Here is a 24,419-nt window from a genome sequence, read left to right on the forward strand (position 1 = left end):
TTCATGTTCCCGATGACCCCTATCGCGGCTGCACTTGCGCTGTTGTTTTGTGTTGGCGCAGTAGCGGCTCCTGCCCCTGCCGGTACGACACCGCGTAGTTTGCTTGCGCAGGCCAAAGGCTTGCCGAAAGACTTCGAGGAGCACTTTTTTGATGTCCCCTTGGCTGTTCGGGTCGAACTCGACCAACAGCCGTTGGGCGAAGCGATGATTGTGTTATCACGCGATGACCGCATCACCCTGCTCGAATTCACCGATACCAGCGAAAACCGTTTCGGCGCCGCCGAGCGGGAAAAATGGGCGAGCTATCTCAAGCCCGGCGTAGCGTTGGGATCCTGCACCAGCCAATGCCCTGAGCAGATGCTGGCGGTGCACTACAACCTGGAAAATTCCCTGGTCTCCATCCTTACCGAGAACGCCGAGCGCGACGCCGAGGCCAAGCGTTTCTACGATCAGCCGGAAAATGGCAGCACCGGCCTTATCGTGCGTAACCAGCTCAACCTCAACGGCGGCCAGGAACAGGATCTGGGCGGGCGTTTCGGCCTGGAAGCCAACGGCAGCCTGGGCAATTGGAGCCAGACCTTCAACATGCAACTGGCGCGTCTCGGTGGCCCGGACGACAAGCTCTATCACGCGGTGTACGAGCTGCATACCCAGCGCGAATTGCAAGGCAGTTTTCTGCGCCTGGGCTATTTCACCCCCACGTCAGAAGGCCTGACCCGTCAGCCGCGCTCATTCGGCACCAGCCCCGATACCACCGTGGGCGTGATGTACGGCAGTTCCGACAGCCTGGCGATCGACCTGCAAAACCCCAGCGTCTACCCGATCTATGTCACCGCCAACCGTCAGGCGTCGGTGGAAATCTATCGCGATGGTCTGCTGATCAACACCCAGTCGGTGCCCGCCGGTTTGCAGACCCTCGATACCCGGCCCTTGCCCGGCGGCATTTATGAAGTGGAAGTGCGCCTGATCGAGGACGGTCAGACGACATCGAGCACCCAGGAGCTGGTCTACAAGCCGAGCAACTGGCGTAACCCCGACGAGCGCTGGCGCTACAACCTGTTTGCCGGACAGGAAACCAAACTGCTCAGCAACTGGGACAAACAGGCCAGCGGCGACGCCACCGCAGGCGCTTCGCTCAATTACCTGTTGCACCCGCGGGTCGTTCTCGGGCTGTCGGCGCGTCAGGTTCGGGAAAAGCTGCAGTACGGCACCTCCATCGACTGGACCCTGGCCAACAGCACCAGTATGTACGCCAACTTTTACCAGACCGAAGACCATGGCACCGGGATCGATCTGCAAGGCCTGTACAACTACGGCGCCGGCAGCCTGGTGATCAGTCACAACCGCAGCTGGCTGGATACCACTAACACCTATGACACCTTGCCCGACGGCACTCGCATTCGTCAGCGCAACGTGTTTACCGGGCAGACCAGCAATTCGTCGCTGGCCCTGAACCACCGCGTCAGCCGCAACAGTTCGCTAAACGCCCGGGTGGCCCACAGCGAGGGCAACGTCGAAGGCGTCGGCGTCGACCTGGGTTGGACCCAGCGCACCATGGTGCTCGGCAGTGACGCCAATTGGCGGCTGTCGCTGTTCGATCGCCCCGGCAGCTTCAGCAGCGGCGATGCGCGCAACCGTGGCGTGGACCTGAGCCTGAACGTGGCGCTCGGCGGCCCGGGGCAGCAGATTTCCGGCAGCATCGGCACGCGTACCGCGCGGGACGGCAGCCGCGACAACAACGCCTCGCTGGGTTACCGCAAAACCCTTGAGGATCACGTGCTGCAAAGCGTGGCGGCGACCGTGATCACCGACACCTACGGAATCGGCTTGAACGGACAGGCTTATTTCAGCACCGATACCGTCAATGGCGATGGTTTCGTCCAGCGCTCGTCCTACAACGGCAATTACACCGGTGGCCTTAACCTCGACAGCACCGTGGCCATCGGCGGGCAGCAGATCGTGATGACCAGCCAGCATCAGGGGCGAGGGGCGGGAATGATCGTGGATGTCGAGTCCGATATCGATGGCATCGCCCTGCGCGCCGACGACTTGAGCGGCGGCAGTGCGGCCTTGCGGCCGGGTCGCAACTTCATTCCCCTCACCGCTTACAAGAACAGTTCTGTGAGCTTCGACTTCGAAGGCAACGATGTGCCGGCGGCCGCCATTGAGCCGGCACGCACCCGCTATCACATGAACAAGGGAGGCGTGGAGTACAGGAAGGTACGGGTGATGAAAACCCTGACCGTGCTCGGCCGCCTGCTCGACCCGCAAGGGCGTCCGCTCAAGGGGCATCACGTCATCAATCACGCCAGCCGTGGAGTGAGTGAAGTGGACGGGTTCTTCTCCATGGAAATGAACGCGGGTTCACCCACCCTGGAAGTTCGCTACGCCGATCAGTTGCTGTGTCAGTTCCGCCTCGATCCGGAACAAGGGCGGGTGGAAAACAATGTGCTGATGATCGGGGATTTGCGTTGCAGCCCGGATACCTTGGCCGACGCGACCATCATTCAGGAGAAGGCAGGTTGATGGAGCATTTATCTTCAATGATCGAACGTACTGTCTCGACCGGGCGGCTACGAAGGCTTGGCCAATGGCTTGCGTTACTGCTGGTGATCACGGTGGTGCCTGCGCATGCGGTCACTCAGGAAATCACGGCGGTGTTCAGGCCTGACCCGGCCAATCCGAACAGCAATAAATTCATCAACACCACCCCGATCAGTGGTTATTGCGCGGACTATCCCGGTGAATGCCAGGCCAATGGAGTGTTCAGCATCAGGCTGCCCATCAACTTTCATTCAGCTTATTCGATCCAGCCCGGTGCTTCCGAGCGCAACGGTGCGATGTTCAGGGTGCCGGCAGGCTGGTCGCCGATCACTGTCACAAACACTGAGACCGGGCAAACGGAAAGGGTCGAGGTCTTTATCTCAGGGATCGGCACCCAATACGTGCTGAGCGACACCGTGCAAAACCTGACGGGGGCGCCGAGTGCCCTTGAAGGACACCGGCAATTGTGGGGTGGGCAGAGTTGGGTGTATGCGCCGCCCCCTTGTTTGTATAGCGGTGTCGGGGCTTATGGCGATAGCACCTACCGCTTTTTCTGGAAAACCCCGGTCCAGGCAGTGTGCAGTAAAAAAGCGTCGTTTTTGATTCCGGGCTTTTCCTACCGCACGCTGGACTTTGCCTATGAAATGCGCACACCCAATCCTTTGGGCATGTCCACCGGGCGGTATATCGGCGCACTGCAATTTAACATTGGTCCGGGCGGCGCTTTCGACATGGGTGATGCCATGATCCCGGATGACTCGATTCTGATCCTGGATTTTGCTCTGGATGTGCAACACATGCTCAAGGTCGAGCTTCCTCCGGGTGGCAACCAGATTGCCTTGCAGCCCGAAGGTGGATGGCAGCGATGGCTGAGCTCGGGGCGTGCGCCGGAGCGATTGTTTCGCGATCAACCGTTTCTAATGACAGCCAGTTCCAGGTTCAAGATGTATCTGGAGTGCGGCCTTGGAACGGCCCAGTGCATTTTAATGAATGATGCAACCACTGACGGCACTCCCTTCAAGGTGAGCGTGAGCTTGCCGAACGGATTGACCGACTCCAATGGAAGGCCTGTAAAGCAGCAGGAACTTTTACCCACGCCGTCGGGTGCCGTCATTTTTCAACCTGGAAGTTACGTCGAACGCAAGCCGGGAGTACTTCATTTTGAAATCAATAAAGCCAATACAGATCGCATATTGAAGGCCCATAAGGGGGTCAGGTATTCCGGTACTGTCGTAGTTATTTGGGATTCGGAAATTTGATCGTATCCCCTGATGAGTCATTGTATTTAAGTTGAGGTTTTTTCAGATGAAGCGACTCGTTCTGCTCTTGGCCGCCTGTTTGCCTTTTCAAAGTGCGCAAGCCGGTCCGAATATCAATATCGGCGTGGTGTATGACTATTTGCCCGGCGATAAAAGTACCTACTTGAAACGGGTGTACAACAGCGGTGACAGCACCGCATTCGTCAAGATCAATGTGCTGGAAATCATCTATAACGCCGACGGCACGTCTTCCGAAGTGCCGGTCAAAGTGCAAGCCGATGCCAGTGCCCGAGACGGTCTGATGGCCAGTCCGGCCCGTCTGATCATTCCGGCCCAGGGCATGCAGGGCACCCGGTTGCTGTTTATGGGCGAACGGGACAAGGAGCGTTATTTCCGGGTGCGTTTCGTGCCGGTGGTGCCGGAAAAGGAAGACGAGTTCGCGGTGTCCAGCGAAGAGCGCGAGGACTACAAAAAGACCCTGACCGCGGGCGTGAACGTGATGGCCGGTTTCGGCACGATTTTCTTCGTGCGGCCCAAGGATGCCCGTTTCGACAGTGTGATCGACGACAGTGCAGGCATTTACAAAGTGCGTAACAACGGCAACACGGTGGTGGTGATCGATGAGTTCAAAAATTGTTCAAAAGCCGTGGAGACCGACTGCGAGCCGACCACTAAACACCACGTCATGGCGGGCAAGTCGTTTGAATTCGAGAAGAAGGCTGGGCGTGAGTACCGATTCATCCTGGTGGAGGGTGACACGAAAAAGAACCTGCGTGTCGCTGGTTGACCGTCAACCCTCGCACGTCTCCATCGCTGTTTTCTCTTGCATGTAACGGGTATCGGAAAATGATCAGACAATGGATCGCTCTGACATCGGCCAGTGGGCTGGCGTTGATGAGCGCCTGGGCATTCGCCGCGCGGGAAGAAATCGAATTCTTCGTTTCGGTGGATATTCCCACTTTGAATTTTTATGTCATACCCAGTGAACCCGACTGGATTCACCGGGAACAAGTGCTGCCCTGGGATGTGAACACTAGAAAGCTTGGCGGTTTACGCAGGACTTTCGACGTCAAACATGACAGCAGTGCTATTGAGGCGCGCCTGGAAAGTTACCCTCATCTGGCCAATGGGCGAGACTCCCGGGAGAACATCAATTTGCTGGTCAGTTTCAATGGCAAGGAGCTCAGCCATCACCCTGTTCCTCAGCAAGTTGTTACTGCAGAAGAGGCAAGGGGCGGCGCTCGGGTGATGCTGGAAATCAAACCCAGAGCCGACAGTACATACTATCCAGGGGATTACTACGGCACCGTCAGTATCATCTTCAATGTCGCGGCCCCAGGGGGGTGAGAGGAAATCCAAAGCGCAAGAAACAAGGTCTTTAGTGCAAGGATGTGAGAATGATTCCAAGGGGTCGGAAATTGAATAAGATCATTAAAAGATGCGCCTTTGCTTATGTGTTCGGTGGGATTTTTTCTTTGTCAGCGCAAGCGATAACCCAGGAGATCCGCGCCAGTTTCGTCCCTGATCCTGCCAATCCGCAAAACAATCAATTTATCAACAAGACCCCGCAGAGCGGTCATTGCGCCACTTTCGCGGATGATTGCAAGCCCTACAATCTGTCCGGCCTGAGACTTCCCCTGCGCTTTTCGGCAAGCCATGCCATCGAGCCCGGCGCGCCCGAACGCGCCGGGGCGACGCTCAAGGCGCCGGCCCAGTGGCGTAGCCTGACCGTGTCGAACGTCGTAACAGGCGAAGCACATACGGTGGAGATAAGGATTGGAGGCATCGGATCTCTATATGTCCTGAGCGACACGGCAGTGAATCTGACGGGAGCTTCGAATGATCTGGAAGGGCACACTTGGCTGTGGAACGGCGGTTCATGGGGAGGGGGCGCGCCCAACCCCTGTCAGCAAAGCTCACATGCGAGCCATTCTCCAGACAGTTATAGGTTTTTCTGGAGAACACCGCTCGAATCAGCCTGCAGCAAACAAGCCGCGTTCCTGATTCCGTGGATGTCCTACGACTATCTGGATGTGGGCTATGAACTGCGCACCCCCAATCCACTGGCCATGTCGGCGGGAATTTACACCGGCGAGTTTAGGTATGCCGTTGGCCCGGGCGGCGATTTCGACATGGGCGACAACCTGCTGCCGGATAATTCCAGCCTGACCTTCAGGTTCGTTCTGGATGTCCAGCACATGCTCAAGGTCGACCTTCCGCCCGGGGGCCACAAAATCGAATTGGTGCCGCAAGGGGGTTGGCAAGCCTGGCTGCAGGAAGGACGCCGGCCCGCCCGATTGTTCCGGGATCAGACCTTCAACATTTCAACGTCTTCAAAATTCAAGATGTTCTTTCAGTGCGAACATGCCGGTATCGGTGCCTGTGCGTTGCGCGATACCGAAAGCGGCTCGACGTTTCCCCAGGTCTACATGAGCGTCAGCCTGCCCCACGGCATCACCGATAACACAGGCCAACCGGTCAAACGCAGGCCTCTGACGGACAATGCGCAAGGCACGGTCTTTCAACCGGGGCATTTCCTGGAGCGGGCGGCGGGCACGCTGCACTTCGAAATACCGGCGTTCTATCTTGAGCAGATGTTGCAGCCCGGCCAGGCCAGGCGGTATGCCGGCAACGTCACCGTGATCTGGGATTCGGAAGTGTAGGTCCGGTCACCGCTGTGCCCTGAAGGCAATCGATACATTGCCTTCAGGGCGCCAGTCGAGTGAGGTCAGATCCCCGCCCGAACCATGGCCTCGCGTGTCAGCGTTCTGCGCAGCTCCTTCTCCTGATCACCGATGTCCTCCACCCAGCGAGAATAGGTTTCCTCGCTCATCTTCTGTTCTGTGAACACCTCTTGCTCAGGTATCGACAGTTTGCGCGCCAGCTCACTGAGTGCATGCCTGCGCAAATCCCGTTGCTGCGGCGGCAAGTGTGCCGATTCAATCCAGTCGTGCTGGGCAGCCTGCAAATCGATCAGCAGGCCGTCCTTCGCCTGATGAGCGCGGGTGTTGGCGACGAGTTCTCCCGGCCAGGTTTCGCGCAAATATTGCTCCCAGAACGGTTGCTCGATCATCTGGTTGACCAGCCCGTCGCCGGCCTCTTGGTTGATGATCTTGTCGTAGGCCTCGGTGATGGTCTCGTCGTCGACGCCGGCGACTGGACGAAATTTCATGGCTTCGGACTGCCAGGGCAATTCCAGGCGTTTGGCCAGCCCCGTTTCGTAGGCCAAGTGAACCTCGACCTCGTCGGGATTGCCTTCGCGAGCCTTGATGTCGGCTCGGGCGATTTCGCTCACTTGCCCAAGACGTGCCGCGCCTTTGGCCAGCGTCACCAGTTTGCGCTCAATCTCGGCGCGGTGGGTCGAGAACGAGCGGGCCTCCGATGCCAGGACCCTGATGCCCATGTTGTTGAATAGCTGGGCACTGGCGTCCTCGCAGCCTTCGGGATCGGTCGACATGAGGAACAGGTCTTCGCGCAGTTGGGTGTCGATGTCCATGGCAGCGATCATCCGCCACACACGGTCGGACAATTGATTGCGCGTTTCTCCTCCCAGCCTGTAGTCGGCGGAACGGGTCAGGTCTTGCAACACCCTGAAGAACCCGTCGGAGTTGGGCTCGCTGGCGACCGCGTGCCACGCCTCGCCCTGATAAGTGCCTATTCCCGCTGTTTCGTCACTCCCGAAGCTGTCATTGAAGATCGGCCACTGCTCGAGCAAGTTTTCGGCGACAGTTGAATAGGTCTGGTACTTCGGTAAACCCGCTGACGATCTGTACTGGTCGTAAGTGAGTAGGGCAGTGGATGAAAACCTGCGCGTTTCGACACGAGTGCGAGCGATGAGCCGCGCTTCATCGGAGCCGAGTGGCACCTGCGGTATTTTTTTGATCGGATTTGCCCACAGGTCGAGAAAAAATCCCCGGGGCCGGGGCTTGGCGAACAGCCCCGCGGGCCACGCATCGATGCCCGCGTCGTGCAGGCTCAATACCTTGAGCCTCGGCATACGTTCGACGTTCGGCGCAAGGCCCAAAGGATTCTTATCCAGCCTGAGGGTTTCCAGGCGTGTCAGGTTACGCAGTTGCTCCACGGTGGCAGGCGTCAACCGAATCTGATTGTCGTTCAGGCGCAGGGTCTCAAGCAGCCGCATCTGGCCGACGCTGTCGGGTAGGGCAGCCAATCCGCAGCTTCTGGCGCTGAATTGACGAATATGATGAAAGTCCTTCAACAGACCATTCGAAGCCGGGTTGAACCTTGAACCATCCAGACTCAAGGTCGTGACCTGTTCAAGCCAGGGTTTGAGATCGGCCGGCATTTCCCCCCACCAACGCTCAAGGTCATGGGACAGGAACTCTTTGGACAGATCCAGCGCATAACCGTTTTCCAGACTTGCGCAGCGCTCGCCGAACACTTCGGACTTGCGTTCGAAACACTCCAGCAGCCGGTCGGCAATGAAGCGTCCTCCCTTACGCTGGTACTCCCAATAGGCCCGAGGCAGGTTGGTATCGGGGCTATCGCCATCCCAGCTACTCAGATAGCGTTGCCGCCATTGTTCAAGTGTTTGCTTCAGCGTTTTGAGTTCGCGTTCAAGCCGATCGATTTCCAGGTGGGGATCGCCGCTGCGATGCAACGACCGGCTGAAGGCCGCGACTTCAGTGTCATTGAAATGCGGATAGAGGTTCTGGACTTTCTCTTCCACGGTTCGAGCGCCCTTGGACAGCCACCCTCCGCGCAGCAGCAATTCGGTTTCCGGCGGCACGACCGGGCGAATCGGGGGCCGCGCGAGTAAGATCCTGCGCTCGGCAGGCGCCTGGGTTTTGGCCATCACCCATTGCCTGAACATTTCCCCTTGCCCGGCGCGGTAGCCCAGGGCAGCTCGCTTGTCTGCGGGCAGGGCCAGCAGGATGGCGTCATACAAGTCTCCGGCCTCCTGCAGTTTATTGTTGGTGCCATCGCGCACTTCATAGCGGCCATGTTCATCCCTGATCAGCACTCGCTGAGTGGCGGCCTCTGCGCTGCCTACGCTGCAGCGTAGCGGGCCGTCATAGGTGCCATCGCGCACATCGATGCGTAAACCGGCCAAGGTGTCGGTATGAAATTTCAGGGTGTTGAGGGTCAGACGCTCGGTGTCGGGCACCAGCAGTGCCGGCTCATGCAAGCCTTCAGCCGCGCGCGCAGCGCTGATCTCAAAGGCGCTTTCCCGGGCCTGGTCTTTCAGGCGCAAGGGGAGGCGTCGTTCTTCGAGCATGATGTGCTGTTCGTCGGGCGTCGCCCTCGTCAGCAGGGTTTCAGCGACCCTCGAAGGCAGTTGCGGATATTGCCGCTGCAGCAGCTGAACCCGGGCATCGTCGTTGTGATCCTTGAGCCGGTACTGGTAGTTGAAGATATCGGGTGTGCGCGTCTCCACGGCATCCGCCAATTGATCGCGCAAGACCTGTGCCCGCCGGCCTTTCGGATACTCGTTGCCGAGCAAAGCCTTCATGTCGGCATCGTCCAGGAAGTTCACCAGCCGTTCCGGGAGTTTGCCGGCCATCATGTCCGAGAGGCTGATGGCAAGCGTCTGTGCGTCCGGGGCCTGGGGATTGCCATACTTGCGAAAGCTACCGCTCATGTCGCCGTTAAAGACCTTCAGGGCTTTGTCGGCGGGCCAGCCGGGCATGTCCGGTACCATCCGCTCAAACCAGTAGGACGCCGGATCCAGCGGCTGTCCGGTGCGAATCAGCTGGCTGACATTTTTCGCCTCGTCCCAGGTTTTGAAGCGTGTGAGGGTATCGGCCAGCAACGGTGGTGGCGCGGCGTTTTCGACGTATATCCTGCGCAGCGCATTGTCCGATGTCCCGCTTATGACGCGCAGGTTTTCCAGTTCCGGGGTGGTATAGCCGTCTACGCAATGGCCCAGGCGTCGCATCAAGGTCGGGCCTTCCCAGTCGTGCGGTTTTTCTCCTTCGTAAGTCCAGGCCCCTTGGCCGTTGTGACGCAGCTGCGGCGAATAGGCCTGCGGTCGGGAGGGATGCTGAATGCGATGGCGGCCGCTGTCGCGATCGTATTTCACCTCGTAGTGTTTGCCGTCGAGGGGCAGAACGGTTTTGCCGGCATGTTGATGCAGGCCCAAAGCGTCGGGTTTCGAGGTGCTCGGCAGCGCCAGTTCCGCTTGCTCGTAAGGCTTGAGGTCAGGGTTCCACAAGCGGGTTTTGCCGTCGAACGACTGCACCGGTTTCATGCCTTCGACCCAGGGCGAAAGCTTGAGACGAAATTGCGTGCCGATCGCGCTACCGGCACCGAATGCGGCGAGTTGAATCACATCGGTCACGACGCCGAGCATGTGTTCTGCCATATCGGCCCAATGCTCTTGGGCGAGATCCACCACGCCTTCGACCACTTCGGTGGTCAGTTGATAGGCGGTATAGGCCAGCATCAGCTCACCCAGTCCCGGAACGAACGGCGTGAGTATCAGCAACGCCGCATTGAAGATGTCCGAAGCGATCTTCTTGAAATTCTCCCACCAGGCCCAGCGCGCATTGCTGTCCGCGTCGGCGGTAGATACCGCGATGACGCGGGCGTCATTGAGGATTTTGTTCAGCTGTTGCTGGTAGAGCCAGGTCCACAGTGGCTGTGTGATCGGCGGAGCGCTGAATTGCAGCCGCGGATTGTCCACCGGGGTTTCCCGCCATGACGGACGCGGATCTGTCGCCTCCTTTGGGTACCATTTGACGTAGGTCAGGCGTTGTTCGAGCCCGGCGAAAAAATGACCGCGCTGTTCATGATCGACGAACTGGCTGAAGAACTGACGGTAGGTGATGCCGGTAGACGGCAGCGTGTGGTTTTCCCGCAACTGACGGCTCAGTTCCTTCATGAATTGGAGGGTGGAAGGGTATTCCTTGAGCGGGTGTTCGGGATCATGGGGCACGTAGGCAATCATTTTTTGTGAGCGCTGCGCTGAACCCGGATCCGGTCTGATGATCAGGATGCTTGTGAGGGTGAGATCCATCAGGCCCAGATCGCAGGCCAGCATGGGCTGGTCGTCAAGCTTCAGATCCGGGCGGCCATCGAGCAACTCGATGATCAGCTTATGAGCTCTGCGACTGATGTCTTTTTTCATCAACGCCATGTGCGCCGCCACTTTGAGCGCGGCTTGCTGACTTTGTTGAACCCGCGTTTTCAGATAGGTCTCGGCCACCGGTTCTTTGTTGAGCAAAAGGGTTTCCAGGTGGGCCTTGTACTGTGAGCCGAGGTCCAGTTCCCGGCACAGCGCCTGAAACTGGCTGACACTTATCTTTTTGTCGATCGGCGAAATATCGAACAGCTCTCGGGCGGGATCGGTTTTGTTAATGAAGGCGGAATTTGTTTCAAATGTTTCGTTGTATGCAAAGTTATGCAATGCGGCATCCAGTAACGAAACTGTTCTTGTCAAGTGTCCAGTAACTACATGAATGGTATGCCACGGAGTGTCTTTGGGGGTGTATAGCCTTAGATAAGTGTTTTTGACGTCCACATCGATGTTGTATTGCTCGCGTAGCTTTGACTTGAGCAAGGGTTCGGCAAATGAATAAACGTCTTCCAAACGTCCTAATAATTTGTCGATTTTGTTCTGTGCGCCCCAGGCTTTTTTATTGGCGGAGGCGAGGCGATCTTGATGGGGTTGCGGGGCTTCGGTCATCCACGACTCACGATGCAGGCGAGTGTTTCTTAATGCGTCGCTTCGGTGCAATGGCATACCGGTAAAAACGGAATCAATACGCGATTTAATTAAGTCGTAATGTTGCCCTTTGTATTTGGTTGTTGCAGTCATTATTAAAGCCTTGAATAAAGTCAGGAACCATCAGCCTAACGTTCAAAGCTGAAAATAATAGTTTAAATGCCTGTTGTTGAATGGCTGCGCATATAGGTAATTCATTGAATATTGCAATGCGTAAAATAAATAATTACCGCCCCGCACGCTTCAATAGTGTTTACCTGTTGGTGTATCCAGGATGGCCAGCCGTGCAACTTCAGCCGGTCGACATTGCGAATCACTGCCCGGTTGCAGATAAGGCATCAGGATCGGCGCCATGCCCTTGAGCACTTGCACCGGCAGAGCCGACGTGAACTTGAAGTTCTCCGCCGTGCGCCCCGGAACGAATGCCGTGAGCGTGCCGAAATGGCGATCGCCAATGTAAAACACGAAGGTCGCCGTGCGGTTGATCGACTTGGAGCTGAGGATCCGTCCACCGGAACCGATCGCCTCGATACGGTTGTCGCCAGTACCGGTTTTGCCGCCCATGGCCAGCGGCGTGCCGTCGGCCAGTTTGAAACTGCCGGAAACACGTTTGGCGGTCCCGGCGTCCACCACTTGCGACAGCGCTTCGCGCATGGCGGTTGCCACCTCCGAAGGCATCACGCGTTTGCCGACCATCGGATTATTGATCAGTCGAGTTTCATAGGGGGTGTCGACCGCAAATTGCAGGCTGTCGATGCGCAGCGTCGGCAGGCGGACACCATCGTTGAGAATGGTGCCGATCAGTTCCGCCAGCGCTGCCGGGCGGTCGCCGGAACTGCCGATGGCGGTGGCCAGTGACGGCACCAGGTGATCGAACGGATAGCCGACTTTCTGCCAGCGTTGGTGAATGTCCAGGAATGCCTCGATCTCCAGCATGGTGCGGATGCGGCTGTCGCGGGCACCCTTGTGTCGGCTTTTGAACAGCCAGCTGTAAACTTCCTGGCGTTCGAACTGGCTGGCTTTGACGATCTGGCTGAACTTGGCATCGGGGTTGTTCAGCAAGTAGCCGATCAACCACAGATCCAGCGGGTGAACCTTGGCGATAAAGCCCTGATCCGGCAAGTCATAGCTGCCTGGACCATAACTCAGGTACAGCCGTTCGAGGCGTTCGTCGGTGAGTTTTTCCGTGAGCTTGGCGCCTTTGAGGTGCGAGCGCACGAAGGTGTTGAAGCTCTCCTGATCGGCCTGGGGGAATAGATATCGATGCACGGCGGATATGCGAATCGGTGTCGGGTGCATGCTGTCGAGGAAGGTCTCGAGCCGCGTTTTGGTGTCTTTGTTCTGGTACTTTTTCCAGAACCGCAGCAGGAACGCGGTGCCTTCGCGGTCGGCGAACTGGGCCAGGTATTCCTGACGCCGCGGGTCGCGGTCGTCCTTGAGCAATTCGGCGCTGCTGTTGGGGCCCGCGTAAGTGCTGTAGCGCACCAGGTCACGCATCAGCCGGATGAACGGCAGGTTGATCGACTCACGAATGGCATCGCGCAGGGTCGGCAGGCGGCCGTTGTCTTCCTTGCGGAAGTTAACGAACGTGTGCAGTCCGCCACCGGTGAAAAACGCCTCGCCGGGGCTGGCGGAATATTTGCGATCCAGTGCGGCACCGAGCATTTTCGGCAGGCTGCGGTCGGTGTTCTGAATCATGTAATCGACGGCCCAGCGGCTCAGGTGGTCCGGGTCGGCGACTTCGGTTTTCTTCAGTTCGGCAACGGTCATGGTGGCGTAGCGATCGTGCAGTTCGGCCATGATCTGCAAGTACGTGGTGAGCACGCGCATTTTTGCGGTGGAGCCCAGTTCCAGTTTGCTGCCTTCATTGATGTCGAACGGCTGGTCGGTGCTGTCGGTCTGCACTCGCACCCGCGAGCCATCGGGGGTCAGTTCGAACAGAGTGAAGCTGTAGCGCACCTGCGTGGTGCTGGTGGGGGTGAGCAGGCGTTCGCCGATCAGGCCGATTTCCGCTGCATAGGCCGGGTCGGCCAGATGCTTGAGGTACGCGGTGGCCTGGGCTTGCAGCTCGCCTTGCAGGGTGCTGGTGGCCGAGAGATCGAGGCGGTCGAGGTCATACAGCGGACGATTGAGCAAACCGCCCAGACGACTGCGCGCGACACTGATGCCTTTATTGGTTTCGATCGGTTGAATGGTGGGCTGTGTCTGCCAGTCGCGATAGGTCACTTTGCTGGCCAGTGCCGCCGCCGCGAGCGGCGCATCGATCACCCCATTTTGTGACAGCAGGCGAATATGGCTGTCGGTCAGACTGGCCAATTCATCACGGCCCTTGGTCAAGTAATGGGAAGGGCGGCGCTGAGCAATCATCAGCGACAGCATTTCACGCAGGGCCAGGCCTTTTTCCGCCAGGCTTTTCTGATCGGTGTCGGTGCTGGCCAGCCGTTCGTTGGCCTTGTTGAAATCAGCGCCATACCACACGCGCAAACCTTCGGCCATGCCATGCACTTCACCGTGGCCCGGTACTGCCGACAACGGAACACTGTTGAGGTAGTCGCGAATCACATTTTGCCGTGCCTGGAGGGTTTGCGGCCCCGCCTGATAGGCCCGCACGCTGGCGGAAATCATCTGCCGGATTTTTTCCGCGCCCGATATCGTCAAGCCATCGGGCGAGTGGCGATATTTCTCCAGCTGCGTCGCCAGCGTACTGCCGCCCGCCGACTGGCCGGGCAGGCCCACCAGCTTGGCCACTTGGGACCACGCCGCCATGCCGAACCGCGGCCAGTCCACGGCGGGGTTGGCCAGGGGCTGACGGGGATCGAGCAGGAAGCGGTTCTCGATGAACAGCAAACTGCTGACCACCACCGGAGGAATCGCTTCGAAACTTGAATAGAGCTGTTGGGGGTACTTGAACTGGTACAGCGGGGCCGCGCGGCAATCGGTGATCGACAACCCGGCCTGGATTTTCTCGGCATAGGGTATGAAAAAGCCCTTGTCGCTGTAGTTCATCAGCGCAGGCGAAAAGCGGGTTTGTGCTTGCACCACGTAATCGCGCTTGATCAGGCGCGGCAGGAACTCATCCAGGGCGCTGTAACCCAGACGCTGATCGAACGGACCGTCGCCAGGGTAGCGAATCGCGTTGCTGGGGCCGGGCTGCAGCTCGTATTTCAGCGAGGCGGCATATTTGCTGATTTCCCGGGCTTGAAATTTGGCGGTGCGCATTTCCTTGGTCGCGGCCAGGCCCAGGACAATCAGGATAATCAGCAGCAGCAACCAGAATGCCCCCCAGCCGTGTCGGGAACGACGGGGTTTCTCAGGTAAAGGCGCTTCATCCACACGGTCAGTCGGAACCACGGTTTCACTCGAATCGGTTTGCCACAAAGCGCCCATAGTCGACTGATCCATTCACGCAGATTGATCGGACTTGTTTGAAGCTTAGACGGTGGTTGGCGTTGGTGAAAAAATTGTGAACAACCAAATATCGAGTACGCACCATGACCTGTGGCGAGGGGGCTGTTGTGGCAATGGGGGCTTGCTGTGGCGAGGGGGCTTGCTGTGGTGAGGGGGCTTGCCCCCGTTGGACTGCGCAGCAGTCCCTAAAAACCAGCAACACTGGATTTTTTACAGGATTCACGACTGCTGCGCAGCCGAACGGGGGCAAGCCCCCTCGCCACAGGGTTCAAAGCCAGCAGGCATCCCACAACGGGTAATCGCCAATTTTTTCCACCAGGCCTGCGCGCAATGGATTGGCAACAATGTAACGAGCGAACGGCAGAAGTTCTTCGCCATCGCGGATTGCTCTGTCGTGATAGCCGGTTTGCCATAGTGGACCACGCCGTCCGGTCATTTTGTTCACTGCCTGAGTGCAGCGTGACTTGGTAGAGCCGACAACATTGCCCAGATTGTTGTCCTGCAGTTGCATCAGCCAATGGAAATGATCGGGCATCACAACCCAGGCGATTGAATCCACAAAACCCGCGTCGTGAGCCCGACGCAGTTCTGCGACGAGCAGACGTCCCAATCGCCAGTCAGAAAATATGGGTTGGCGTTCGTGAATAACTGCGGTGATGAGGTAAGCGCGGCCGTTTTCGGAGGTTCTGCCAAGGCGCAGACGATGGGAGTTTGGTTGAGTAGGCAATCAATTGCTTCCTTGCATAAATAGTCGAGTTGACCCTTTCAGGCTAGAACTCGACTGTCAGAGGTGGGGCCGTAATTACTGAGTGAATATTCTGATTCTTGAGCAGGATTCACTGCGGCGAAGGAGCAGGCTGAGGGGGCTGTTGTGGCAATGGGGCTTCTGTGGCAATGGGGGGCTTGCTGTGGCGAGGGGGCTTGCCCCCGTTGGACTGCGCAGCAGTCCCCAAAAAACCAGCAACACTGGATTTTTTCAGACACATCTCATTTATAGGACTCACGACTGCTGCGCAGCCGAACGGGGGCAAGCCCCCTCGCCACGGGGGGCGTGATATTACCGAATGTCTCAGCTGCTTATAGCGAACGATGTGGCCGTCGGTCTGCCGGACTGTTCGCGCACCAGAACTCCCCCTGATGGCATCTGGCGAGCATCTACACTTCGGTTCTCAGGAGTGTGAAACGTGAAAGTTTCGCTGATCGTCCCGGTATTCAATGAAGAGCAGGCAATCAGTCTGTTCTATCAGGCGGTGCGCCGTGAGTTGAAACTCGATCCTTATGAAGTCGAGATCGTGTTCATCAATGACGGCAGTACCGACCAGACGGCAGAGCAGGCCAAGGCCCTGGCCCAGCTCGATGAACAAGTATTGCTGATCAATTTCTCGCGTAACTTCGGCAAGGAACCGGCGTTGTTTGCCGGCCTGGAATACGCCACCGGCGATGCGGTGATCCCCATGGACGTGGACCTGCAGGATCCGATCAGTGTCATCCCGCGGTTGATTGCCGAGTGGCAGAAGGGCGCCGACGTGGTGCTCGCCAAACGCCGGGACCGTGCCAGCGACAGTTATCTGAAACGCCACAGCGCGGCGATGTTCTACCACTTGCTCAACCGGATTTCCTACACCCGGATCGAAGAAAACGTCGGGGACTTTCGGCTCATGGACCGCAAGGTGGTCAATGTGATTCGCGCGCTCCCCGAGCATCAGTTGTTCATGAAGGGCGTTCTGTCATGGGCCGGTTTCACCACCGTGGTGGTGGAATACGAGCGGGCCCGGCGCGTGGCGGGAAGCAGTAAATTCAATGGTTGGCGGCTGTGGAACCTGGCACTGGAAGGCATTACCTCGTTCAGCACCGTGCCGTTGCGGTTGTGGACTTACATCGGTGGCGGCATTTCGATCTTCGCGGTGCTGTACGCGGTGTACATGGTGCTGGACAAGATTCTCTTCGGCAACAGCGTTCCCGGTTATCCCTCGTTGATGACGGCCATCCTGTTTCTGGGCGGCGTACAACTGATCGGCATCGGCATCCTCGGTGAGTATGTCGGGCGCATTTACATCGAAGCCAAGCATCGGCCCCGTTATGTGATCAAGGACGTTGTTGGCGGCAAAGACCGGGTCGGGCTCTAGCATGGGCAGACTGAGTGACTTCTTTGGCAGTGAACTTGGGTATCGGCGGGTCTGGCTGTTTTTTCTGATCGCGACCCTGGTTTATGTCCTTCCGCTGATCCTCGCCGACTACCCCTACATCGATGACAACTGGCGCACCCTGGCCGCCGGTACGGCTTGGGCGGGGCAGGGGCGGTTGTTCACCGAGCTGTTTTACAACGCGCTGACCTTCAGCGATGGCGCACCGAACATCTTTCCATTGCCGCTGTTGATCGCAGTGCTGGCCATGGCCTTTGCCTTGACCCGCCTGACGTTCCATTACTACCCACAGCCGACGCTGTCTTGCTGCCTGGTGGTGCTGCCGCTCTGGTACAACCCGTTCTTCCTGCAAAACCTGTCGTATCAATACGACGGGCCGGCCATCACCCTGAGTCTGGTGGCGGTGATTTACGCGATCACATTTCGTCATCCCTCGCGCATTCTGCAATGGCTGGTGCCGGCCTTCCTGATTGCGCTGGCGCTGGGGCTCTATCAGGTGAGCCTGAATGTGTTTCTGGGCCTGTGTTGCCTGGAACTGCTCAGGGGCGCGAATGACAAGTGGGCCTGGCGGCAGTGGTACGCGTCGATCGGCTGGAAAATCGCCCAGGCAGGGCTTGGCGGGTTGATCTACAGCGTCACGGCTTATCCGTACACGAATCAGAATCGCACCTTGTTGCTGAACTGGGCGGCGGCGCCCTGGCGGCAACTGGAAATCAACTTCGGCCGCGTGCTGGAAAAAGTCGCGTTGCTGTTTCACGGGGGATTCACCTGGGTGTTCGCCGTGTTGCTGTTGTGTGCCATCGCCGGCTGCGTACGGCTGACCCGAAACGTGGTGACACGCCAGGACACGGCGTTGAGAAAAGTGGTGATAGGCCTGGTGTGTGTGCTGGCCGTGCCGGCCGTGATCTTGCTGGTGTCGGGGGCCGCGCTGTTTTTCCGCGACTTCAATGAAGGCGCCAGAACCTTGATGGGGTTCGCGGTGCTGTTGGTGCTGTTGTTCTATTTGAGCCATCTGGCGCTGGAGCGCATCCATGATCGGCTGACGCTGTTGTTGTTGGTTCCTCTGCTGACCATGCTGTCGCTGTCCTACGCCTATGGTCGTGTGCTGACAATACAGAACACCTTTGCGTCCAGCGCGTTGTTTTCCCTGGGGCATGACATTGCGTCCCATCGGCAACTGCGCGAAGCCAGGCGCATTTATATGTCGGTGAGTTATTCCGATCACTGGCTGGTGGGGGCCGCGGGCTCGTTCAAGCAAATGCCGGTGTTGCATTACCTGCTCAACATCAACTTCTACATGTTGGCGGAAAACCTGCCGAAGGCGGGCATCACCAACGTGGTCGCGGAGAGGGAGCGGCGCAACGCGACCCTGGTGGGTTACCAGGGTTATCCACCGCTGGTGGATAACAGGTTCTACCGCCTCTATCTGCTGGGCGATTACGGTTTCATCGTGATGAAAGAACCTGTCCCGATCACCACGCTTAAGTGGTGAATCCGGTGAGCGCCTCTTCGATTTATCCCAAAAGTTTTTCATCCCTGATTGCCGATGGGGCGGGTCTGCTGGCGGTGCTGGCGATCGCATTGTTCGTGAGGTTTCACGCGATCACCGTGCCGGTCATCTGGTACGACGAGGCCTACAGCATATTGCTGGCCGAGGGTTCGCCTACGTTTATCTGGGCCACGACGGCGCGGGATGTTCATCCGCCGCTTTACTATGCCTTGCTGCATTTCTGGATGTTGCTGTTCGGTAACGGGGTGTTGGCTGCACGGTCCCTGAGTGCCCTGGCCGATGTCGGCACGCTGTTGCTGTGCATTAAATTGATGAGCCTGATGGCCACGCGAAGGGCGACCTGGATAGCAGCATTGTTGTTGGCACTGCTGCCGATATCGGTGCGCTACAGCCAGGAAGTGCGAATGTACACCTTGCTCGGTTTCTGGCTGATGGGCGCGACCGTGGCGCTGGTGTGCTGGGTCAAGGCGCCGGAGCAAAAGCGTTACCCGGTGTTTTACGTGCTGCTGATGACGGCCGCGTTCTATACGCATTACTTCGCCGCGTTGTGTGTGTTGGTGCATTGGCTTTGTTGGTGGCGCGTGCGCACGGTGTCTGTTGGTGCATGGACATTGGCCAACAGCGCCATTGTGTTGTTGTACCTGCCGTGGATACCGCCTCTGATCAATCAATTGCTGCGAATGGACGGGCTCGAGTGGATACCACCGCTCACTTGGCAAACAGTACTGACCTTCGTTTGGCAACTGGTGGTGATGGAGGGTTCGGCCGGTTACTTATGGCGCATGACGCCCTTGGTTTTTATTGTGGTCTGCGCCGCTGCGGTACTGCTCAAGGCTCGCAATGAGCGATTTTTTCGCATCTTGCTGGTGGCTTATTTCTTTGTACCGGTACTGACCGTGTTTCTGGTGTCGCTGATCATTCCGATCTTCAATGCCCGCTACCTGGTGTTCGCCGCCGCCGCGTTGCCCCTTATCGTTGCGCTCGCGCTGGACACATGGAGTCAACACCACGCCGCCCTTTGCGCTGTCGCACTGGCTTTCATGGTGTGGGCAGAAGTCCATGGGCTTTCGGCGGTTTATGCACAAACCGATGAGATGAACGGCACAATCATTCGCAGAGACGCGAGGCTGGACGCCGTGGTGGCGGGGCTCGGCCGCGAAGTCCATCCGGGTGACGAAGTCGTTGTGGATAACCTGTATTGGTACTTGCCGTTCATGTACTACAACTCGATGGGTATTCAGCCGAGGCTATACGTCTTCAAAACACCGACAGGCACCCTTTGGGGAACCGCCGAATACGGTGGTTGGGCGCTTATACCCCGTCATCTGCACTCGATTTTCTTCAACGATTTTTCAGCCCTGAAACTGGATGCCAGAAGGATCTGGTGGGTAACGGGCGTCGCACGTCCTGAACATGACGCCTGGTTTCCCAAACACTGGAAACAGGTGCTGACGCTAAAAGAAGGGGACAGTGAGGCCCGTTTGTTTATCCGGGAGGGTGCGCCCACCGGTGAGGTTGGCGCTGATCCGGATTGACCGATCGTTCCCACGCAGAGCATGACCGATCGTTCCCACGCTCTGCGTGGGAATGCCTCAATGGACGCTCCGCGTCCGCTCTTGGGACGCGGAGCGTCCCGGGCTGCATTCCCACGCAGAGCGTGGGAACGATCAAACCTTTATGCTGTAAGCCTGGATTGGCGCACCGGCAACTCGACCCGAAATGTGGTGCCCACCCCGACCTCGCTACGCACCGAAATATCACCCCGGTGTTTTTTCACGATGCCATAGGACAGGGACAACCCGAGCCCGGTCCCCTGGCCCACCGGTTTGGTGGTGTAGAACGGGTCGAATATTTTCTGCAGGCATTCCGGCTCGATGCCTGATCCGGTGTCCGCCACCTCGATCGACACCGTTTCACCTTCAAGCCCGGTGCGCAGTGTGATGGTGCCCCGTTCCGGCCCCATGGCCTGAGACGCGTTGACGATCAGGTTCATGATCACCTGATTGATCTGCGACGGCAGGCATTCGATGTCGGGCAGGTCCTGATACTCCTTCACCACATCGGCCTTGTACTTGAGTTCATTGGCGACGATGTTCAAGGTCGACTCGATGCCTTGTTGCAGATTGGCCCACTGCCATTCCTGATTGGAGTCGACGCGGGAGAAGTCCTTCAGGTCCTTGACGATCTGCCCGACCCGGTTGATGCCGTCCTTGGACTCCTTGATCAACAGCGGAATGTCTTCGCGCAGGAATTCCAGTTCGACCCGTTCACGCATCTGACCGAGACGTTCGATGACCTCGCTTGAGGTAATGGCAGCCTCCGCCTCCCGATAGGCATCGAGCATGTCTTGCAGTTGTCTGAAATAGCCGTCGAGGGCGCCGAGGTTGGAGGAAATGAAGCCGATGGGGTTATTGATTTCATGGGCGACACCCGCTGCCAGTTGCCCCAGGGAGGCGAGTTTTTCCGCCTGCACCAGTTGGCTTTCCAGTTGTTTGCGCTCGTCGATTTCCCGCTGCAACGCTTCGCTGGCCTGCTTGAACTCGGTTGTGCGCTGCTCCACCAGATGCTCCAGATGGCTCATCTGAATCGACGCCCGCTTGGTCATGTCCCATTTGGTGAGCAGGGTGTTGGCCATCTGCTGGACTTCAATGTTGTCGAACGGTTTTTTCAGAATCAGCAGGCGATCATGGGCCTGCAAGCGGTCCAGCAATTCATCCCACGAATAGTCGGAATAGGCGGTACACACCACCACTTGCAGGCTCGGGTCTTCCCGCCACAGGTGTTCGATGGTCTGTGCACCGTCCCAGCCCTCAGGCATGCGCATGTCGACGAAGGCCAGGGCGTAGGGGCGGTTTTCCTGTAAGGCCTGGATGAGTTTGCCCAAACCTTCCTGACCGCCATAAGCCGAATCCAGCTCGAACAGAAGGTGGGTGGATTTCACTTCACTGCCGAACAGCGCGGCCTCCATTTCGTCCAGTTCTGCATGATGTGCGGATGTTGGGGTGAGGATCTTGCGAAAATCATCATGGATGGACGGTGTGTCGTCGATCAGCAGAATGCGTCGGTTCGAAAGCTCGCTCATGCTTCCTCCATCACGGGTTTCAACGGAATCTGCAGGGTGAACAGCGCGCCTTTGCCCGGCCCGTCACTGTGAACGGTGAGGTGGCCGTTCATCTCGATCGCGGCCAGGGCGCAGCTGTGCAGGCCGAAGCCGTGACCATCCTTGCGGGTGGTGAAACCGTGGGCAAAGATCCGCGTCATGTTCTGCGGCGCAATGCCTTCACCGTCATCCTTGACGCTGATCTGCAGGATCGTGCCGTCGACGACTTTTACCCCAAGGGTGATTTGCCGCGTGCGGTTGCTGGGGTCGGCCATGGCGTATTTGGCATTGCTGATCAGGTTGATCAGGATCAGCAGCAAGCGGTGCTTGTCGCCCATCACTTGCGGCACCTCGCCGTACTCCTTGACCACCGTGACATGATGCCGGGTCAGGGCGCCAGCGTTCATGCGCAGGGCATCTTCGAGCAATTGGCTGATGTACAGCGGCTCCATCAGGCTGTTGGCCCCCGCATAGGACTGCTGGGTGGCGACGATGTCTTTGATGTGATCCACGCTTTTGCTCAATTGCGCGAGTTCATCGGTCATGTCTTGCTGCTCGAGGGCAATCGCCTCCACCAGCTGATTCAAATAGCCAGGCAGCAGTTTTCCTTTGTCGTTCTGGGTCAGAAAGGTGCCCAGGTCGCTTTGATGTTCGTTGATCAGCTGCATCGCCTTGCCCAATCCCTGGGCCTTGCTGCTGCGCAGCCGGCGGGTGACCAGGTCGGCCGAGATGTTCACGCTGTTGAGCACGTTGCCGACGTTGTGCAACACGTTGGTGGCGATTTCGGCCATCCCGGCCTGACGCGCGGTGTCGAGCAATTCGCTCTGGGCATTCTTGAGTTCGCGGGTGCGTTCTTCGACCCGTCGCTCGAGGACGTCATTGGCGGTTTGCAACTCCTTGTTGACCCGGTTGATCTCCGCGAAGCTGCGCATCAGGCGAATCGCCAGGTACACCAGCACCAGTACCAACAGCGTCGAAAACACCAGCATGTAGAAGTGGTAGCGCTGGTCGATGGCATCGGTTTGCTGCTGGTCCTTGTTCAGCAGGCCGGTAATGTCGTCGAGTCGTTCGGCCACCGGAATGGCTTCGATGTCTTCCAGTAATCGATTGACCACCGGTTGCTCACGCAGGATCAGAGTGACGTGGTTACTCAAAATATCGATCGGGCTGTGGAACTGCTCCGGCAATCGTTGCTTGTTAACCCCCAGATTGTTCAGCCCCAGCAGAATATCCGCCGCTTTATCGTCGGAGGTGACCTGGGCGAATTCCAGGCTGCTGAGCAGCAAGTCGTAAGTGTCGGTGGCGATGTTCTGCAGTTGCAGCTTGTCTTCATCCGGCAATTGGGCGAGCGGTTGCTGGATGTCGTCTTCGGCAGTCGGCAGAAACGCCAGTGAGTTGCGCAGCACCGCGTTGTGGGATTTGAACTGTTCCACCAGCCTGGTTTTTTCCTGGATGGCGGCGTGGTATGCATCATGGCTGGCATGCCAGATGGGGTCGTTGCGGCCGTGATTGGACTCCATGGTCTCGAACAGCTCCCACAGGCGTGTCATCTCGCTCAGCGGTGCCACCAGCGGATCGTAGTTATGACTGATGGCGATCCTGGCCTTGAGAATCTCGGTTTCCCATTGCGCGTTCAACTGTTTGATCCGGCCGATCAAATCCCGGGATTCGGTGTAGGTCGATGCCTCGTTCGAGTTGGACTTGAGATACAGGAACAACAGCATCGAGGCCAGCAGCAAAGCCACGCCACTGAGCAACGCCAGATTGCGACGGTGGTGCGTTTTCATAAAGGTTTGCCTCCCCACTCACCGGTCAGGGTCTTGAGGAATTTTATGATCAAGGCCTTATCCTCATCAGAGGGCACGCGACCGAGCTGGAACTTGAACATCACATCCACCGCTTCTTCGAGGTTTTTTGCCGAGCCGTCGTGAAAATACGGCGCGGTCACGGCGACGTTGCGCAGGCTCGGCACCTTGAACACGTTGCGGTCCTCTTCAGCCTTGGTGACCAGATAGCGGCCCAGATCGGCTTCGGTGGGGTTGCCCCGGACCTGGAAGTAATCGCCCATGACCCCGAATTTCTGGAACATGTTGCCGCCGATGTTCACTCCCTGATGGCATGCGATGCAGCCATAGCCCTTGAAGCGTTGGTAGCCGTACTTTTCTTCGATCGTGAGAATATCGGTATTGCCCAGCAGGTATTGGTCGAAGCGCGAGTTGGCGCTGATCAGTGTGCGTTCGTAGGTGGCCAGGGCCTTTTGCACATTGTTCATGGTCACGCCGTCGGGATAGGCCTTGGCGAAAGCGCTTTTGTAAGCCGGATCAGCGGCCAGTATCTGAACGACATGCTCCCAATGACTGCCCATTTCACTGGGGCTCTGCACCACTTCGTGGGCCTGTGCTTCCAGGGTGTCGGCCCGGCCATTCCAGAATTGCCGGAAGTTCAGGCTCGCGTTGAACACGCTCGGGGTATTGATCGTCAAGGGATCGCCTTTGAAGCCAATGGACAACGCTTTGTCGTCGGCACCACCGCTTTCCAGACGATGGCAACTGGCGCAGGACAGGCTGTTGTTGACCGACAGCCGTGGTTCGTTGAACAACCGGCGACCGAGTTCGACTTGCAAGGGATTCTGCTCGGGCACCGCGGGCAAGGGTTTGAGCGGTTCGTCCAACGGTGCGCCACTGGCTATCAGACAACAGCCGAACAGAGGTGCAAGGAGCAAGTAGTAGAAGGAGCGCGACATCTTATGATTCCTTGGCGCAGGGCC

General features: G+C 58.0%; 14 protein-coding genes. 8 read left to right on the forward strand and 6 right to left on the reverse strand.

Features of this window, described 5'->3' with window-relative positions:
* Positions 1 to 3: 3 nt before the first annotated feature.
* The 5 genes from HCU66_RS13935 to HCU66_RS13955 all read left to right on the forward strand — a co-directional run bounded on the left by HCU66_RS13935 (position 4) and on the right by HCU66_RS13955 (position 6,466).
* The gene (locus HCU66_RS13935; protein ID WP_205889036.1) at positions 4 to 2,526 is read left to right on the forward strand and encodes a TcfC E-set like domain-containing protein; all 2,523 of its coding nucleotides are present in this window, start codon (positions 4 to 6) and stop codon (positions 2,524 to 2,526) included.
* Between the two features lie 17 nt (positions 2,527 to 2,543).
* Positions 2,544 to 3,803, forward strand: a complete 1,260-nt coding sequence (locus HCU66_RS13940; protein WP_205889037.1) for a hypothetical protein — start codon at positions 2,544 to 2,546, stop codon at positions 3,801 to 3,803.
* 46 nt (positions 3,804 to 3,849) lie between these two features.
* Positions 3,850 to 4,590, forward strand: a complete 741-nt coding sequence (locus HCU66_RS13945; protein ID WP_205889038.1) for a molecular chaperone — start codon at positions 3,850 to 3,852, stop codon at positions 4,588 to 4,590.
* 59 nt (positions 4,591 to 4,649) lie between these two features.
* Positions 4,650 to 5,150: a CS1 type fimbrial major subunit gene (locus tag HCU66_RS13950; protein WP_205889039.1), complete on the forward strand. Its 501-nt coding sequence runs from the start codon at positions 4,650 to 4,652 to the stop codon at positions 5,148 to 5,150.
* Between the two features lie 71 nt (positions 5,151 to 5,221).
* Entirely contained in the window at positions 5,222 to 6,466 is a 1,245-nt protein-coding gene (locus tag HCU66_RS13955; protein ID WP_241015491.1) for a hypothetical protein, read from the forward strand.
* 65 nt (positions 6,467 to 6,531) lie between these two features.
* Here the strand turns inward: HCU66_RS13955 and HCU66_RS13960 are convergent, their stop codons facing one another.
* The 3 genes from HCU66_RS13960 to HCU66_RS13970 all read right to left on the reverse strand — a co-directional run bounded on the left by HCU66_RS13960 (position 6,532) and on the right by HCU66_RS13970 (position 15,625).
* Complete coding sequence (locus HCU66_RS13960; protein WP_205889040.1) at positions 6,532 to 11,583, reverse strand: NEL-type E3 ubiquitin ligase domain-containing protein; 5,052 nt, start codon at positions 11,581 to 11,583, stop codon at positions 6,532 to 6,534.
* A 150-nt stretch (positions 11,584 to 11,733) separates the two neighbouring features.
* Positions 11,734 to 14,877 (reverse strand): transglycosylase domain-containing protein, encoded by a 3,144-nt coding sequence (locus tag HCU66_RS13965; protein WP_205889041.1) that lies wholly within the window; start codon positions 14,875 to 14,877, stop codon positions 11,734 to 11,736.
* A 289-nt stretch (positions 14,878 to 15,166) separates the two neighbouring features.
* On the reverse strand, positions 15,167 to 15,625 hold the full coding sequence (locus HCU66_RS13970; protein ID WP_205889042.1) for an REP-associated tyrosine transposase: 459 nt from the start codon (positions 15,623 to 15,625) through the stop codon (positions 15,167 to 15,169).
* A 457-nt stretch (positions 15,626 to 16,082) separates the two neighbouring features.
* Here HCU66_RS13970 and HCU66_RS13975 point away from each other — a divergent pair, with 457 nt between their 5' ends.
* From HCU66_RS13975 to HCU66_RS13985, 3 genes are read left to right on the forward strand one after another with little or no spacing between them, the layout of a single operon-like run.
* On the forward strand, positions 16,083 to 17,024 hold the full coding sequence (locus HCU66_RS13975; protein ID WP_205889043.1) for a glycosyltransferase: 942 nt from the start codon (positions 16,083 to 16,085) through the stop codon (positions 17,022 to 17,024).
* A gap of 1 nt (position 17,025) precedes the next feature.
* Positions 17,026 to 18,534, forward strand: coding sequence for a glucosyltransferase domain-containing protein (locus tag HCU66_RS13980; RefSeq protein ID WP_205889044.1), 1,509 nt, complete (start codon positions 17,026 to 17,028; stop codon positions 18,532 to 18,534).
* The gene (locus tag HCU66_RS13985; protein WP_205889045.1) at positions 18,531 to 20,087 is read left to right on the forward strand and encodes a glycosyltransferase family 39 protein; all 1,557 of its coding nucleotides are present in this window, start codon (positions 18,531 to 18,533) and stop codon (positions 20,085 to 20,087) included. The genes HCU66_RS13980 and HCU66_RS13985 overlap by 4 nt, the downstream gene beginning before the upstream one ends.
* A 140-nt stretch (positions 20,088 to 20,227) precedes the next feature.
* Here HCU66_RS13985 and HCU66_RS13990 read toward each other — a convergent pair whose 3' ends face one another.
* From HCU66_RS13990 to HCU66_RS14000, 3 genes are read right to left on the reverse strand one after another with little or no spacing between them, the layout of a single operon-like run.
* Positions 20,228 to 21,634, reverse strand: coding sequence for an ATP-binding protein (locus HCU66_RS13990; protein ID WP_205889046.1), 1,407 nt, complete (start codon positions 21,632 to 21,634; stop codon positions 20,228 to 20,230).
* Positions 21,631 to 23,439 carry a DAHL domain-containing protein gene (locus tag HCU66_RS13995; RefSeq protein WP_205889047.1) on the reverse strand — a complete coding sequence of 603 codons (1,809 nt, stop codon included), beginning with the start codon at positions 23,437 to 23,439 and terminating at the stop codon, positions 21,631 to 21,633. Before HCU66_RS13995 ends, HCU66_RS13990 begins: the two co-directional genes overlap by 4 nt.
* Positions 23,436 to 24,395 carry a cytochrome-c peroxidase gene (locus HCU66_RS14000; RefSeq protein ID WP_205889048.1) on the reverse strand — a complete coding sequence of 320 codons (960 nt, stop codon included), beginning with the start codon at positions 24,393 to 24,395 and terminating at the stop codon, positions 23,436 to 23,438. The genes HCU66_RS13995 and HCU66_RS14000 overlap by 4 nt, the downstream gene beginning before the upstream one ends.
* Between the last annotated feature and the right edge of the window lie 24 nt (positions 24,396 to 24,419).

It is taken from the genome of Pseudomonas frederiksbergensis (genome assembly GCF_017114915.1).
Taxonomy (GTDB): domain Bacteria; phylum Pseudomonadota; class Gammaproteobacteria; order Pseudomonadales; family Pseudomonadaceae; genus Aquipseudomonas; species Aquipseudomonas frederiksbergensis_I.

Bases quoted from the DNA above. Each gene is read 5' to 3' on its own strand.
- HCU66_RS13935 (WP_205889036.1), top strand. From the start codon at position 4: ATGTTCCCGATGACCCCTATCGCGGCTGCACTTGCGCTGTTGTTTTGT.
- HCU66_RS13940 (WP_205889037.1), top strand. From the start codon at position 2,544: ATGATCGAACGTACTGTCTCGACCGGGCGGCTACGAAGGCTTGGCCAA.
- HCU66_RS13945 (WP_205889038.1), top strand. From the start codon at position 3,850: ATGAAGCGACTCGTTCTGCTCTTGGCCGCCTGTTTGCCTTTTCAAAGT.
- HCU66_RS13950 (WP_205889039.1), top strand. From the start codon at position 4,650: ATGATCAGACAATGGATCGCTCTGACATCGGCCAGTGGGCTGGCGTTG.
- HCU66_RS13960 (WP_205889040.1), bottom strand. From the start codon at position 11,583: ATGACTGCAACAACCAAATACAAAGGGCAACATTACGACTTAATTAAA.
- HCU66_RS13965 (WP_205889041.1), bottom strand. From the start codon at position 14,877: ATGGGCGCTTTGTGGCAAACCGATTCGAGTGAAACCGTGGTTCCGACT.
- HCU66_RS13980 (WP_205889044.1), top strand. From the start codon at position 17,026: ATGGGCAGACTGAGTGACTTCTTTGGCAGTGAACTTGGGTATCGGCGG.
- HCU66_RS13990 (WP_205889046.1), bottom strand. From the start codon at position 21,634: ATGAGCGAGCTTTCGAACCGACGCATTCTGCTGATCGACGACACACCG.
- HCU66_RS13995 (WP_205889047.1), bottom strand. From the start codon at position 23,439: ATGAAAACGCACCACCGTCGCAATCTGGCGTTGCTCAGTGGCGTGGCT.
- HCU66_RS14000 (WP_205889048.1), bottom strand. From the start codon at position 24,395: ATGTCGCGCTCCTTCTACTACTTGCTCCTTGCACCTCTGTTCGGCTGT.